The following is a 14,242-nucleotide window of genomic DNA, read 5'->3' as shown; positions in this document are numbered from 1 at the left end:
GCTTTAGGATATTTCCTAAATGCTGTGCTCCGTTTTCCTATTCCATGTCACTGCAGAGTGCGAATGGTAACCGCTCTAGCATGAGGGTTTGAATCGTGGCATTTTGCTTTGTCTGAGGTGCAGTAATTATCTATGAGAGATCGTCGGTTTGCCGCTGCGTAACGAGCCGGCGAACAGCCAATTCGAGCGCCCATCTGCCATGCCGGGGAAGGGTAGCCGTGCTTTCTGCCAAAGCTCTCGATACTCTTGATGGTGTTTCCCAATGGAGTGGTAGCGTTGATTCAAAAGCCAATGCTGGAGCGCGTTCTGTGCGTAGTGGACAGAAGCTTGAGGAATGAATTTCCGGATAGTTTCCATAAAAGGTGCATGTACGCGTCGTTTGGTGTTCGTCAGCTCCTTCGTGGGCTAGGCCACGACCCGGTTTTGGTCGGAGGTGATGTTCTAGCTTTCGTCTTTGCCAAGGATGGACGACAGGGGAGTATGCAAGGCTACTCATCCTAGGGCCGTAGTAGCGAGCACTCGCATTACTGGGTCGAGCTGAATGGATCGATAATCGATCTGGGCACCTACTACCTCCCCATCGACTCACGGTTTCCTGCTGTCGCAATGCCCGTGACCTATTGGGATTTGTCCATTCCATTGCCCAAAGCGTTGCGATATGACTCGCAAGCGAGATATGAAGGCGCCGTCGAACTGAACTCATCTCCGGAAATTACCGCAAAGATGGATAGATTTTTGACCGACTGTGACGGGCGGATGGGGGCAGCGCTGATGAAGCCAAAATTGGAGTCCTGGCTTCTATGCAATCCTTCTTCGTTAACGGAAGCTGCCAAACGCAGAGACCGATGGGCTATGGCTGCTTTACGCATTGAGGGGATGCGGTCATGACGCCCTCTTTTAGCTGTGTGAGATTTCGTTAACCGTCCGGCCAACACACCTTCCTGATCCCGGCGCTTACCTGAGAAGCAGGCGTTCAGATTTAGGGATGGTTGTGCCTGTAGCAGGCCGGCGCGATCGTCAGCCCATGCCACCCGCCGCTTTCCACCATTCGCTCAGTCGATAGTCATCATCAAGGAATGCAAGTTCTGTTTTGCCGGCAAAGGAGGAGGATGGCGCTATACCGAGTCCGCTTCTGAAGGAACCTGCGCGATGAGAATGTCTACCTTGCTGGCCCTTGTCGCCGTATTGACCGGTAGCGTTGCCGCCAACGTACCGGTCTACGCGGCCGAACAGTCCTGCCACTTTTTACCAGTTGTCGACAGCACCATCGGCCTGCAGCACGCTCAATCGGTGGGTGTGATTTACAGCGAAAACACCCTCAACACCCTCGAATACCTGGAGCAGTACCATTCGGTAGCGCTGAACGGCGCGAAGAACCCTGCGCTCGACTCGCGCATCAGCAACGCGTTCGTCAACAGCTCCGATCCGAAACTCGCGATCAACTGGCTCATGGGTTCGTTACAGAAAGAATTCGCCTCGGTAACGGTATACGACAACCTCGACGCGCTGGTGCAAGCCCATCCGGACGTGGTGGTGATGTTGGACACTTACAGCCGTCTGGTGTCGAAGCGCAACAACCAGGTTGAAGCGCGATTCATGGCCAAGTTCTACGACTCGAACCTGCAATACATCGGCAAGGCCGAAGGCTCGCGTGAACAACAAATCCCTTCGGTTTGGGTTCATGGCAAAGCAGCTACGGAAATCGCCGCGCAGATCGACCAGCAAACCGAGCTGCAATTGAATGCGCTGAAGCAGTTCGATGCGTCACTGAAGGCGCTCGTTTCATCCAGCGAAGTGGCTCAGCTCGCAAATAACTGATGGCGTGGCCCCTCGGCTGCATCCGAGAAATACATGAACCGACGCCCAAAGGTCGGTTTTTTGGGCTCAGCAAAAACGGCGCATTTTTCTTGCTGGCATTGCGTGTAGTGCAGCGGTTGTAACGAGGGCGTGATGATTGCCTAGAGACTAGGCAATGCAAACTGTGAGGCCTCGTGATTGGCGCGCTTGGGCCACAGCAGAGTAATGGCCTTGCGTTTGCTATAGAAGCGCACGCCATCCGGGCCATAAGCATGAAGATCGCCGAAGAGTGAGCGCTTCCATCCACCGAAGCTTTGGTAGGCCACAGGCAGAGGGACGCTCACGCCAACCATCCCGACTTCGATCACATCGCAAAACAGCCGTGCTGACTCACCATCGCGGGTAAAAATACAGGTGCCGTTGCCATACTCATGTTCGTTTATCAGGGTAAATGGGTGTCTGGTTTCGTTAGACCACTACAGGATTGAAAGGCATGCTCGTCAGCATTGACTTATAAGGCGCGACGGTTATTATTTAGCTATTATGCGAAATAGCTAAAAGGTTGGTTTGTGATGAGTTATCTTGTTGTGCTTAAGGCATTGGCCAGCGAGCCACGTCTTCGTGTGCTCGAATGGCTCAAAGAGCCCGCGACGCATTTCCCGCCGCAAGTGGATGGCGACTTTGAGGCTGACGGCGTCTGCGCCGATTACATCCGCGAGAAGCTCGGCATTGCCGCTGCCACTGCTTCGCGTCATCTGACGCTTCTAACCGATGCTCAGTTGCTGATTGCGACACGTAAAAAAGGCTGGGTGTTTTACCGACGTAATGAGGTTGCAATCGCGCAATTCTCCCAAGACCTTAAAGAGCTGTGAAGGATCACCATGACCATTGAATTCATTCACGTTGATGTTTTCAGCTCCACTCCATACAGCGGGAACAGCCTTGCGGTTTTTCCCGATGCTCGAGGTTTGAGCTCCGAGCAGATGCTACGCATTACGCAGGAACTACGGCACTTCGAAGCGATTTTTCTCGAGCAGACCGAACATCCTCAGACAGTTCGCGCTCGAGTCTTTGATTTGTTCGGGGAGCTACCTTTTGCGGGCCATCCGATCATCGGGGCAGCGGCAACGCTTTACGATTCCACAAAGAAAACCGTGGGCCAAACCTGGCAGGTGATTTTGCCAAGCAAAACCGTCAGCGTTACTACCGAGCGTACCGATTGCGGCTACTACGGTTTGCTCGATCAGGGAGCGCCTGAATTCCTCGGCTCGGTCTGTGACCGCGATGCAATCGCTCAAGCGTTTAACCTAGAACTCAGCGATTTACGTGCCGACCTGCCGATAGAGGTGGTCAGTACGGGCCTGCGCTACCTGGTTGTGCCAGTTCAAGCCGACGTACTTGAACGTGCACGTATCGTGGCGGACATCACCGAACTGCTATTAGGCGTAGGTGCGCAATTCGCGGTACTGCTCGACGAGACCGAGCTCGAAGTGCGGCACTGGAACAATGACGGGATTATGGAGGATGTCGCCACCGGCAGCGCCGCAGGAGTTATCGGTGCGTACCGTTTAAAACATGGTTTGGCTAGACCTGGTGAAATATTCACGCTTCATCAGGGGCGCTTCACTGGGCGCCCGAGTGTGCTTCGTGTGAAGCCCGAAGGCAGCAGCAGCGCAGTCACTACGGTTAAGGTCGGCGGGGACGTTGCCTTCGTTGGGCGTGGCACGCTGGAGGTGCTGCCATGAGTGTTCGCGCAATAAACGCCGATGAACTTCGGGCACTTGTGAAATTTGAGGACTTAATCGAACCTGTTTCCCGCGCCTTTCAGGAATCCAGCGCTAAGCAGGCCGAGAACGGCTTGATCGTAATGTTTCCCGCCGCTACACCAGAGTTGGGTGATGTTGTCATCAAAACCGGAACCTTACGCGGACATCGCGTGTACATCGTCAAGGTTTCACCCTGGTTTAAGGTCAACCTCGAACGAGGCCAGCCCCAAGGGGGATTTATTGGAGTCTTCGACGCAGACACGGGGCATACGCTTGCATTGCTCAATGAAGAACATTACCTCTCGGACATACGCACTGCCGCAGCGGGTGCGCTAGCTGCTCGAGCGTTCGCGCCAACCCGAATCAAAACAGCGGCCGTGCTCGGTTCGGGGGTGCAGGCATATTGGCAGCCGCAAGCTCTTTATCGCGAGCGCCCATTCGAGACACTGCTGATCTGGGGACGCAACACAGACAAAGCCAACGCTCTGAAAAACCGCCTGATTGAGAGGTTGCCCAATGTCGAAATCCGTGTAACTAGCGACCTAGAGCAAACGGTTCGCAGCACCGATGTGCTCATCACTGCGACGCTCTCCAGGGAACCACTGGTACGAGGGGAATGGTTACGCGAAGGGCAGCACATAACAGCCGTTGGCGCAGACGATCCGACCAAGTGCGAGTTAGACGCCGTGGCATTGCAACGTGCTCGGGTCTTCGTAGACTCGATCGAGACGACGGTTTCGAACGGAGATGTTTTACGCGCCATTCAACAAGGACAATACCGCCCTGAGAGCGTGGCGGGGGAAATAGGTGAGGTGTTGGCTGGGCACAAGATTGGACGCACGAAGAGTGCAGATATCACAGTGGTAAAACTCGTTGGTATTGGTGCGCAGGATTTGGCCGCGGCCGAATATGTGCTCGAAAACCTGCCCAGCTAAAGCACCAATGCTGGTATGTCCTCTGGCCGCTTTTTTTCAGTCTGGCATGGCTGCGTGCTTAAGGTCGGAGTAACCCCGGCAAACCTGTCACCATTACATACTCCTTGTCTCCGTACCTAAGTACGGGATCTAGAATGATATATGGGCTATCAAATTTAAGGCGTGAATAGGATGCAACTCACCGGGAAAGGCTCGTTGATCGCCGGCGTACTAGCCGCTATCGGCGCGTCGGTGTGCTGTGTTGGCCCCCTCATATTGCTAGCACTCGGCATCGGCGGAGCATGGGTAGGAAACTTGACAGCCATGGAGCCATACCGGCCCCTGTTTATCGGGCTGACGGTGCTGTTCCTTGGCCTGGCCTTGCGCAAGTTGTATGTGGCGCCACAAGTCTGCGTACCGGGTACGCCCTGCGCCGACGCTCGATCCATCAAGCGGCAACGGCTCACGTTCTGGATTGTCGCCACACTGTTGCTCGGTCTACTTGCTGTACCGTCAGTGGCCCCACTGTTCTACTAGTAGTAGGAGTCCCCCATGCGCAAACTACTAATGGCCGTGCTTACCACCATCCCTTTCGCGGTGCTGGCTGCAACCCCTCAGACAGTCACGCTCGATGTACAGAACATGACATGTGAGCTGTGCCCAATCACGGTCAAAAAGTCGCTGGAAAAAGTCTCTGGAGTGAGTGCGGTCAAGGTCGATTTCGACAAAAAGACAGCCACGGTCACCTATGACGCTGACCAGTCCCAGCCTGAAGCACTGACCAGGGCAACCACGAACGCGGGTTACCCTTCGACCATCCACAAGTGAGGTGTTAATGGACACCGTCGTTCTTGAGTCCGTGCTGACCTGCCCGCAATGCGGTTTTGCAAAGCTGGAAACCATGCCTATGAACGCTTGCCAGTTTTTCTACGAATGCAGCAACTGCAAGGCGTTGTTGCGTCCTAAGGCGGGTGACTGCTGTGTGTTCTGTTCGTTCGGTTCGGTGAAGTGTCCGCCGATCCAGCAGCAGCGTGAATGCTGCACGCCAGTGCACTGACCGCATAGCCCTCATGCCGAAGTCTTCCCTGAACACCGGCGTAGATGCATGAAAAAGTGGCGCTCGTCTCAGCGGTGTAGCTGATAACCAAGCCTTCGCCGCGGTCAATCGGACATCGTTTTCGGTGTCTTACCGTGACGAGCTAGCAGGACTTTGCCATCCCAATCCCTATCTGCCGTGCCTTCGGTTCGAGAGAGGAGCCGCCCACCGTCAAGAGCGGCAGCGAGCGTGCTCCGTGGTGCATTCACGCCGGGCTGTGTCGACGTCAACGTGACGAGGGACAGGGGATGATAGAAACGCTCCTCGACAACCGAGCCCATCCACAGCGGTGAAGTACGCCCGTTCGTGAGCTCGAAATCGACGACCCACACTCGAAGCACGAGGCGCGAACTGGTCAGTGCGCCATCACTATTCGGTCGAACGAGGGTCAGGCTGGGGAGGCGACCACTGGCGAAAAGCGGAATAATCGGAAGCGCTGCCGGGTCGGTCTGAACGGAAAGCCAATTCAGGGCATTCAACGGTGTCCAGGCCGCTGAGTCGCGCCACCCGTTGCGCTGCAGGATATCTTGCAACTCTGGCAGGTCACCGGCCCACTGGAACGTCAGTGGCTCATTCGTTTCGCCCGTGAGATCAATACGCCGCACCGGCAGTTGCTGCCAACCCGACGCCCACCAATCGGTGGCGGCCATGGACGGAGTTCCTGTCTTGACGGCATAGCGGTCGCTGTCGATCGCATGGCTACGATAGATGTTGAGTCCTCCGGCGAGAATCAGTGCTGAACATCCGGCGGCGAGTAGACCCCTTGGCTCAATGCGTCCGGCTTGGCGCGCCAGGTAGGACAGTCCGAGCAGCGCCAGCCACGCGGATCCGAATGCCAGCCCCCCGAGTACGTCGGAAAACCAATGCGCACCAAGGTAGAGGCGCGAGAAGGCAATCAGAAATATCAGGGTTGCTGCGCCGAGAGCGACCACGAGGCGCCATGCCGGGCGGATCTCACGCGCGATGAGGAAGGCGAGGAAACCGTAGAGCACGACATTGACCGTGCTATGGCCGCTAGGGAAGGAAAACGCGCTCCACCCGGAATAGAGAAGCTCATCGGGGCGAGCTCGATGCAGCGCAACTTTGATGATCGTGTTGAGCGCTGAAGCGCCAGCAATCGCAACCAGCCAATAGGCAGCGGTACGCCAGGCGCGTTTCGACATGAGCCACAGCAAGACAACAATCGTGACCGCCACCACAACCGTGGTGTCGCCGAGTTCTGTAATGGCGATCATCGCCGCATCGCCGGGCGCTGTGCGCAGATCCTGAAGCGCGTGGTATATCGCGCTGTCCGCGAGCAGCAATGGGTCACCGGTGACGACATCTTCAAGGATGCCAAAGAAGAGCCAGGCTGTACCGACGAGAAGTACAGCCGATAATGCGAGAGTCCGTGCTTCGGGCCGCGAAGGATCGAGTAAATGGGTGAGACTGCGGCTCAGCCAGGTGTGGTGGGTGCCGGCCCAGCGCCGCAGCTGCCCCATTGCGTCGATGAAGTAAGGGACGCCGCGCCGCAACGTCCAGCGCACGATATGCAGGAGCGCCCAGCCCGTCGCGAGTAGCACGACCAGCAGGATCGCGAGCGGCTTGGCGGCCGCTCCGAGAATGCTGAACGTCGCGCCGACGAGCACACCGGACAGGATATGCGATGGAGCCCACGCGAGCGCCGAGGCAACATTGACCGCGTAGAACCGACTGACCGCCATTCCCAGCATGCCGGCGAGGAGCGGGATGAAGGCGCGCACGCCCGGTACGAAGCGCGCGAGAAACACACTCTTGGCGCCATGACGCTCGAAAAAGGCCTCGCTGTGCTGAATCAGTTCAGGGTGGCGGTTCAATGGCCAGAAACCAAGAATTTCGCGGTGGTATCGATGCCCGAGCCAGAATGAAAGACCATCACCCGCGATGGCACCTGACGTGGCGGCGACCAGCAACGGCCAGAGCAATAACACGCCACTCGGCACCAAGGCACTGAGCGCGAGGATCACGGCTGTGCCTGGAACGACGGCCCCGATGATCGGGATTGACTCGGAAAGTGCCAGGAGAAACACCGCCAGATAGGCGACATGCGGATGCGCCGTCAGGAACTCGATGATCGATGAGATCAGGGACGTCATCATTCGCGGGCTGCCTATGCAATGTTGGTGGTCAGGCGATCAAGGTACGTGTCTTCCCGATAAGTCGCACAACCGTTATGAAGCAGTTGCCACGTCAGCGGGGAACTCTTCGACGCGTTTCTCAAAACGTCCGAAGTGCAAAGCCAAGGTCGGTAACACCAATAGATTGAGTGCTGTCGAGGTCACCAATCCTCCCAGGATAACGATAGCCATAGGCCCTTCGATTTCATTGCCGGCAGCGCCACTGGCGAGCGCCAAAGGCAGCAGTCCCAAAGCGGTCACCACGGCGGTCATCAGGATCGGCACCAGTCGCTCGGCGGCGCCCCTTCGAGCCGCTTCCGGGCCCCATGTCATACCTTCGTCATTCACCAGGTTCGAGTAATGCGAGATGAGCATGATGGAGTTGCGCAGCGTGATACCAAACAGGGTGACAAACCCGACCAGCGATCCCAGTGACAAGTTTCCACCACACACCAACACGGTCAATACACCGCCGACCAGGGCGAAGGGCAGGTTCACCAAGACCAGAACCAACGCACGCATGCTTTTGAGGGCGAGGAACAGAAGCAGCATGATCCCAATGATGGCGGCCCCTGTGTAAACCAGTAAGTCTTGTTGTGATTGCGCACGGGCTTGTTCCTCTCCAGCGAACAAGACGTAGGTTCCCTTGGGCAGAGTGACCTCCTGGTTAATTCTTCGTTGAGCCTCCTGAACAAAGTCACTCACCGCCCGGCCATGGACGGCGGTCGAGACGGTTTGCAGGCGCTGGCCACCGCTGTGCATGATTTGGTAACGGCTGGTGGTTTGAGTGATCACGGCCAGTTGATTGAGAGGCACAGTTGTTCCGGTTTTGTTACGCAGCAGCAGTGAACCGACAGTCGCGATGCTGTGGTGGGCCGTTGGTGACAGTGAGACGGTGACGTCATACGTCTGGTTGCCCTGATAGATTTGGCTGGCGGTCATGCCGTCATAAGCCACTTGAATCGCCTCCATCACATCGACCGGCTCGAACCCCCAATGGGTCAATTGCTCAGGCCGGAGCCTGATGGTCAATTGCGGTACATGCTGGGCGGACTCGACTCTCAGGCCGATGGTGCCTGGGATTCGACCGATCACCAGGGCAATTTCCTGGGCTTTGCTGTCCAGTACATCCAGGTCAGAGCCAAAGACATTGATAACGACCGGCGCGGTGACGCCGGAGATACTTTCGTCCACCCGCTCAGTCAGGAAGGTGTTCACCGACGTCGTCAGCCCCGGGAAGCTGGCCAGCACTTGTTGAATACGCGCCACGACCTGGGTTTCCTCCGCGGCGGACAAGGTATTCAAATCCACTTCGAACTCACTGACGTGAACGCCAGTCGGGTCGACCACCTCACTGGCTCGCCCTGCGCGTTGCGCCACCAGTCGCACGCCGGGGACGGTGCTCAGCTCCTGCGCTACACGGTCGCCCACTCGCATGGATTCGGTCAAAGAGGAGCCTGGGGCCAACGCCATATGGATGAGGTAATGCCCCTCCTTCAATTCCGGTATGAAGTTGCCGCCAAAAAACGGCAGTGCGCTGGCCGCCACGGTGCAGAGAATGACGATCATCCAGACGATTGAGCGAGAGTGCGACTCGATGCTCGCGAGTATTTTCAGATAACGAGCCTTCAGTCGCTGCACCAACTTTGGCTCTTGCGATTGAAGTGGCTTGGTGGTCAACAACATAAACGCCAGCGCTGGAGTGACCGTCAGAGCCACCACAAGGGAGGCCAAAATCGCCAGGATGTAGGCGAGCCCCAAGGGCGCGAACAGTTTCCCGGCGATCCCTGACAGTGCCAGTACGGGCAGGAAAATCAACGCAACAACCAGGGTGGCATACACCACTGCACTACGGACTTCGAATGAGGCGCGCAATACCACCAAGGCCGGTGATACGGGATGCTCCAGCGCTTGGTTTTGGCGCAGCCGACGGAAGATGTTCTCGACGTCGACCACGGCATCGTCTACGACCTCTCCCAAGGCAATGGCCAGACCGCCCAAGGTCATGGTGTTGAGACTCACACCGAAGTGATGGAGCACGATCACCGCCGTCAACAAGGACAGCGGAATCGCCGTAGCCGAGATGATCGCGGTGCGGATATTGAGCAAGAACAGCAACAGCACCAGGACAACCAGCACGCCGCCCAACAGCAGTGCCGTTTGCAGGTGCCCAATCGCGGTTTCAATAAATTTGGCTGGGCGGAAGATGTCCGGATGCAGGCTCACCTGTTCCGCTTCGAGCGCAGGTTTCAAGCTGTCCAGGGCGCGTTCCACGCTACTGGAAACGCTCATCATGTCGGCGCCATATTGGCTTTCCACCATCAGCGACACCGCGGGCGTTCCCTCGATGGCTGCCGCACCCACTGCGGGAGCAGGCCCATAGGCCACCATGGCGACATCGCCCAGGCGTACGGCGATACCCTTTTGGTAGTTGAGCACCGTTTGCGCCAACTGCGCGGGTGTAACGGTTTGACCCTCGGTATTCAAGACGATGCGCTGGTTAGCGGTCTCCAGAAAACCTGCGCCTCTAACCCCCGTTGCGCGCTGGGCAGCGCTCAACACGTCTTGAAGAGAGAAACCGTATTGCACCAGCTTTTTGGGATTTGCCTGAATCTGAAACTGCTTTAGATCGCCGCCGAATACGATCACGTCCGCCACGCCGGGCACGCGCAACAATTGCGGTTTGATCGTCCACTCCGCCAGTGTGCGCATCTCCATCAGCGAGCGAGTGTCAGAGGTAATGCCCGCGACCAGGGTAACGCTGGTCGATGACGTCAGTGGCAATAGCGCGGGTGTTTTGACCCCGTGCGGGAGAATACCGGTGAGCGTACTGAGCCGCTCCGCAGCCAGTTGTCTGGCTCGGTAAATGTCAGCCCCATCCTTGAAGATCAGCGTAACCATTGACAGCCCAGGTAACGATTTGGATCGCATGCTCGCCAGCCCAAGGGTGCCACCCATGGCATTTTCGACCGGCTGGGTAACCAGCATTTCAACCTGTTCGGACGATAACCCAGGCGCTTCGGTTTGAATCACCGCCAGCGGTGGCGCGAACTCGGGGAAAACATCCTGCCGGGCCTGAGTCAGGGTGTAGAGGCCATAACCTGCCAGCAGACAGGCGAGGGCGATAACCACGCCTCGGAAGCGCACAGCGAAGCGGATAATTGAATTCAACATGAGGTATTCGCTGCCGTCTGGTTAGTCGTCACATTCGGGGTCTTTGCACGCCGATGCGGTGATGGGTGGACGCTGTTCTTCGGATAACAGCAGCTGCGCGCCATGCACCACGACCCGATCACCGGACTCAAACCCGGTACTGACCAGGTACCCATTGTTGTAGGGGGTTTGGTCTGCGACGGGGCGGCGGGTAAACCGGTCTTTGGCAATTTGCACATACGCCCACGGCTGCCCACCAAACCACAGGATAGCGGCCTCAGGTATAACGAGACTGGTGCTGGTGGGTGTGGGTAACGGCAAATAGGCAACGACTTTGCTACCGACTGGCAGGGTCGCCGCCGCTCGGTAAAGGTATGCACGGCCTTCAGTCGAAGGGTCGACTTGAGGCGAGACTGAAATGAGCCGAGCCGTTTCCCGATGGTGTTCGCCGGACTCAACCGTAATCAGTTCAGGCGCGGCCAGATCATCACCGAGGGGGAGGACAATGCGCAAAAGCATGTCCTCGCGGTTCAACAGCCTGTGCAATAGAGGGGCGTCTTGCGCTCCGAGCATGCCGGCCAAGGGCGCACCAAACTGTTGGAGCGCACTATTGCGTACCGACTGCATGTTGGCACTCGCTGCCTGTAGCTTGGTCTTGTCTGTATTCCATGTGACTTGCGAGGCTTGCAGCACCTTCAGGGCCACGCTCTGGTTGGCCTTGAACAGCGCGGCGTTGCGCTCATATTCCTGGCCAGAAGCCGAAGCGGCAGACTGTGCCGCTGCTGAGTCTACTTGAGCCATGGAGTAACGAGTGCTCAGATCATTAAGCCCTTGCACATCAAGCACACTGCCGTAAGCAAGATGTTCCACTTGATGCCTGGACGCAGTGATCGATTCACTCTGAATACCACTGATTGTCTGGGTCGTTTCATCCAGCGTAACGATGGTCAAACCTCCTTCGGTCGTGACCCGTGTTGGAAGGGGGGCGACCGGAGTTGTAGGCACAACCTGCATGGTTTGATAAGAGAAAAAGCCTAAAGCGCCTAATCCGACGACGGCTACCACTGCCAGGGTGATGCGTGAGGTTTTGCTACGAAAGGGTGTGTTCATTTTCGAATGACCGCCTCGGTTGACTGGACGAGCAATGGGATCCCATCGAGTGGTTGCTGGATGGCGTTTTCAAGTTGACTGATGGCTTGCTGAACTTGAACCACTGCATCGACGTGGGTCATTGCATCGACATTCACGGCACGGTGTGACCGCGACAGCGCCAGTCGGTCTATCTTGCCTAAGTCAAAAGAACGTTGGTCAGCTTGAAAGGCGGCTGTTCGGGTCGTCCCCTGGGTGTCGATGAGCGCCAGGTTTTGCGTGGCCAGGCGATAGTGTTGTAGAGCGCTGTCGGTCTGATTGATCGCTTGGTCTTGAAGTGCCTCGACGCGAATGGCGGCTTCCTTGCGATGGGCTTCAGCCTCTGCGATAGGCCCTTCATTGCGGTTGAACAGGGGGAGGCTGATGCCTGCCGGTGTAACGCTGTACTTGTTCACCCCTTGGTCGAACGAGTATCCGAGTCCGAGTGACAGGTTCGGATATTGCCGTGCTACTTCCAACTGGAGAGCAGCTTGGCTCGCTTCGTACTCGGCCAGGGCACCCAGGATGTCAGTGCGGTTCAGAACGGTTTGGCGGCGGGCGGTGTTATCAGGGATCTGCGGGGTCAGGCTCTCGAATTCACTCAGGTCTAGCCTGATGGGCTCAAGAGCCCTGAGAGGAATCCCCATGGTCTGAGCGATCAATGCTTTGGCGTCCAGCATCAGTTTTTCGCTATTCGCCAAATCGCTACGATCACGCTCCAGAATGATCTGCTCCTGGCTCAATTCGAACGTCGAGGCCGACCCCAACAAAAGCTGCTTCTCCAGCATGGTGACTATGTTCTGCTGGATGTCGACCTGACGCTCGATAATCGAGTGGTGCTGGCTGGCGGCGTAAAGGTCGAGTAACGCGCTGCGAAGATGACTCCTGATCTGCCAGGCGGTTTGACCGATATTCAAACGGGCAGCGTCTGAGAGCTGTTGCGCTTGCGCCACTCGATACCCACGTTTACCGGCCGTCTCGATCGGGATGTCGAGGGCCAGTCCGTATGTCCACGGCTTTATCGGTTGATCGGCGTACTGCAGTGGCAACGACAAGGACGGATTGGGTCGTTGGTTCGCCGTTTCTGTTGCCGCCTCACCGCTGGCAAACCTGGCGCGCACCGCGTCCAGCTCAGGGCTGTAGTAGTAGGCCGCCAAAGTTAAGGTGTTCAGATCCCAGAGAACGGTAGTGTTGGGGCGGTGTGCAGCGATCAAGCGCTGAAGCTCTGGGTTAGTCAGAGAGCGCTCTTCATAGGCAGCCATCATTTTCAGGGGCGCCAGGGGTTGCGGGTGATAACTCGCGCAGCCGGTGAGCAGCACTGCCACTGTGATAAAACACTGTTTATGCATTCGTATCTTCTTTGAGACCAAAGTGGCGGAGCGCGCAGAACTTCGCGAATCAAGCATTGCCTCTCCTCCCTACTGATGAGTGTTGCGGCGAGTGGTTAGTGGAAAAACTCGTTGATATAGGCGCTCAAGAAGGTCGAGCAGACGTTCGTCGAGATGCCGCCAACTCAGCACCTGTGGTACCAACCACGCGCTTATCAACGAGATCAGCAGCGACCCGGCAATATCGAATGGAAAATGCACACCTAAATAGATACGTGCCCAGCCAACCAACGCACCCAGCAGCAGAATCAGCACGCCAAGCTTGCGCAGCGATGCCAGCATCAGGGCCATGGCTAACGTGAACATCACAGTGGCGTGATCGCTGGGGAAAGAGGACTCCGGAGCGTGCTCCAGGAAGTTTTGTCCTAGCCCCAGCATGAAGGGACGCGGATGGAGCCAAAGGCTACTGATCAGCAGATTGCACGCCAGCGCGAACACGATGCTCAGCGTGGCGGTGACTGCAGCAGCTCGGTAGTGGCGTGTCCCCCGCAGCCACAATCCGATCAGCAATAGCGGTACGCCGGTGATGAGCCACTGCGCCAGAAAAGTTGCAAATAACTGCATTTCCGCTGAGGAGTGCACGCTGGCGTTGATAGCCAGGAACAGGGTGCGATTGAGCTCTTCCATGAGGAGACCTCGTCAGGTGACTGGGAAGCACCACGTTGTGATAGCGGTGCGAGTGATCCGCACCATAGTGGTTGCTTCCTTAAGTCCACCTTAAGGCTGACGCTGGCAGTCTTATTATCCTTGCAGGCCCGAGAGTTCGTTGCTCTGGGGGGGATTTCAAGGTGCAGGTCGCTGGGCTGAGCTCAGAATGCTGATAGGCCGAGTAGAGGATCAGAGTCATCTATGACCTGGGCACCAT

12 protein-coding genes and 1 pseudogene are annotated in these 14,242 nt (G+C 57.0%); 7 read left to right on the top strand and 6 right to left on the bottom strand.

The features are described 5' to 3' along the window. Positions 1-1,149 precede the first annotated feature (1,149 nt). Positions 1,150-1,818, top strand: a complete 669-nt coding sequence (locus tag AC1RPZ_RS01930; protein ID WP_493134228.1) for an ATPase — start codon at positions 1,150-1,152, stop codon at positions 1,816-1,818. 140 nt (positions 1,819-1,958) lie between these two features. On the opposite strand, the pseudogene AC1RPZ_RS01925 reads toward AC1RPZ_RS01930, so the two are convergent. Next, a pseudogene (locus tag AC1RPZ_RS01925) lies at positions 1,959-2,246 on the bottom strand (aldehyde dehydrogenase family protein); the annotation flags it as partial. 123 nt (positions 2,247-2,369) lie between these two features. On the opposite strand from AC1RPZ_RS01925, the gene AC1RPZ_RS01920 reads away from it, so the two are divergent. From AC1RPZ_RS01920 to AC1RPZ_RS01895, 6 genes are all read left to right on the top strand, one after another. After that, positions 2,370-2,669: an ArsR/SmtB family transcription factor gene (locus AC1RPZ_RS01920; protein ID WP_493134226.1), complete on the top strand. Its 300-nt coding sequence runs from the start codon at positions 2,370-2,372 to the stop codon at positions 2,667-2,669. Between the two features lie 9 nt (positions 2,670-2,678). Beyond that, entirely contained in the window at positions 2,679-3,542 is an 864-nt protein-coding gene (locus AC1RPZ_RS01915) for a PhzF family phenazine biosynthesis protein (protein WP_493134224.1), read from the top strand. Further along, the gene (locus tag AC1RPZ_RS01910; RefSeq protein WP_493134222.1) at positions 3,539-4,498 is read left to right on the top strand and encodes an ornithine cyclodeaminase family protein; all 960 of its coding nucleotides are present in this window, start codon (positions 3,539-3,541) and stop codon (positions 4,496-4,498) included. The genes AC1RPZ_RS01915 and AC1RPZ_RS01910 overlap by 4 nt, the downstream gene beginning before the upstream one ends. A gap of 171 nt (positions 4,499-4,669) precedes the next feature. After that, positions 4,670-5,014 carry a mercuric transporter MerT family protein gene (locus tag AC1RPZ_RS01905; RefSeq protein ID WP_493134797.1) on the top strand — a complete coding sequence of 115 codons (345 nt, stop codon included), beginning with the start codon at positions 4,670-4,672 and terminating at the stop codon, positions 5,012-5,014. A gap of 15 nt (positions 5,015-5,029) precedes the next feature. Then, positions 5,030-5,305 carry a mercury resistance system periplasmic binding protein MerP gene (gene merP, locus AC1RPZ_RS01900; RefSeq protein ID WP_493134220.1) on the top strand — a complete coding sequence of 92 codons (276 nt, stop codon included), beginning with the start codon at positions 5,030-5,032 and terminating at the stop codon, positions 5,303-5,305. Positions 5,306-5,312: 7 nt separating this feature from the next. Then, positions 5,313-5,534 carry a GDCCVxC domain-containing (seleno)protein gene (locus tag AC1RPZ_RS01895; protein ID WP_493134218.1) on the top strand — a complete coding sequence of 74 codons (222 nt, stop codon included), beginning with the start codon at positions 5,313-5,315 and terminating at the stop codon, positions 5,532-5,534. A gap of 104 nt (positions 5,535-5,638) precedes the next feature. Here AC1RPZ_RS01895 and AC1RPZ_RS01890 read toward each other — a convergent pair whose 3' ends face one another. From AC1RPZ_RS01890 to AC1RPZ_RS01870, 5 genes are all read right to left on the bottom strand, one after another. Further along, the gene (locus AC1RPZ_RS01890) at positions 5,639-7,690 is read right to left on the bottom strand and encodes a bifunctional DedA family/phosphatase PAP2 family protein (protein ID WP_493134216.1); all 2,052 of its coding nucleotides are present in this window, start codon (positions 7,688-7,690) and stop codon (positions 5,639-5,641) included. A 72-nt stretch (positions 7,691-7,762) separates the two neighbouring features. Continuing rightward, a complete protein-coding gene (locus tag AC1RPZ_RS01885; RefSeq protein WP_493134214.1) occupies positions 7,763-10,882 on the bottom strand; it encodes an efflux RND transporter permease subunit in 3,120 nt (1,039 codons plus the stop codon). Positions 10,883-10,903: 21 nt separating this feature from the next. Next, positions 10,904-11,812, bottom strand: coding sequence for an efflux RND transporter periplasmic adaptor subunit (locus AC1RPZ_RS01880; RefSeq protein ID WP_493134212.1), 909 nt, complete (start codon positions 11,810-11,812; stop codon positions 10,904-10,906). A 155-nt stretch (positions 11,813-11,967) separates the two neighbouring features. After that, a complete protein-coding gene (locus AC1RPZ_RS01875; protein ID WP_493134210.1) occupies positions 11,968-13,395 on the bottom strand; it encodes a TolC family protein in 1,428 nt (475 codons plus the stop codon). 12 nt (positions 13,396-13,407) lie between these two features. Next, positions 13,408-14,004, bottom strand: a complete 597-nt coding sequence (locus tag AC1RPZ_RS01870; protein ID WP_493134208.1) for an undecaprenyl-diphosphatase — start codon at positions 14,002-14,004, stop codon at positions 13,408-13,410. Positions 14,005-14,242 lie beyond the last annotated feature (238 nt).

This window comes from Pseudomonas sp. GW822-FHT02D10 (assembly GCF_058802345.1).
The sequence above is the reverse complement of the archived record's forward strand: the minus strand, read 5'-3'. Positions and strand labels throughout refer to the sequence as shown.

What these genes read in the sequence shown, in the direction of transcription:
- AC1RPZ_RS01930 (WP_493134228.1), top strand. Translation starts at nt 1,150, where the DNA reads ATGAGAATGTCTACCTTGCTGGCCCTTGTCGCCGTATTGACCGGTAGC.
- AC1RPZ_RS01920 (WP_493134226.1), top strand. Translation starts at nt 2,370, where the DNA reads ATGAGTTATCTTGTTGTGCTTAAGGCATTGGCCAGCGAGCCACGTCTT.
- AC1RPZ_RS01915 (WP_493134224.1), top strand. Translation starts at nt 2,679, where the DNA reads ATGACCATTGAATTCATTCACGTTGATGTTTTCAGCTCCACTCCATAC.
- AC1RPZ_RS01910 (WP_493134222.1), top strand. Translation starts at nt 3,539, where the DNA reads ATGAGTGTTCGCGCAATAAACGCCGATGAACTTCGGGCACTTGTGAAA.
- AC1RPZ_RS01905 (WP_493134797.1), top strand. Translation starts at nt 4,670, where the DNA reads ATGCAACTCACCGGGAAAGGCTCGTTGATCGCCGGCGTACTAGCCGCT.
- merP (WP_493134220.1), top strand. Translation starts at nt 5,030, where the DNA reads ATGCGCAAACTACTAATGGCCGTGCTTACCACCATCCCTTTCGCGGTG.
- AC1RPZ_RS01895 (WP_493134218.1), top strand. Translation starts at nt 5,313, where the DNA reads ATGGACACCGTCGTTCTTGAGTCCGTGCTGACCTGCCCGCAATGCGGT.
- AC1RPZ_RS01890 (WP_493134216.1), bottom strand. Translation starts at nt 7,690, where the DNA reads ATGATGACGTCCCTGATCTCATCGATCATCGAGTTCCTGACGGCGCAT.
- AC1RPZ_RS01885 (WP_493134214.1), bottom strand. Translation starts at nt 10,882, where the DNA reads ATGTTGAATTCAATTATCCGCTTCGCTGTGCGCTTCCGAGGCGTGGTT.
- AC1RPZ_RS01875 (WP_493134210.1), bottom strand. Translation starts at nt 13,395, where the DNA reads ATGCTTGATTCGCGAAGTTCTGCGCGCTCCGCCACTTTGGTCTCAAAG.
- AC1RPZ_RS01870 (WP_493134208.1), bottom strand. Translation starts at nt 14,004, where the DNA reads ATGGAAGAGCTCAATCGCACCCTGTTCCTGGCTATCAACGCCAGCGTG.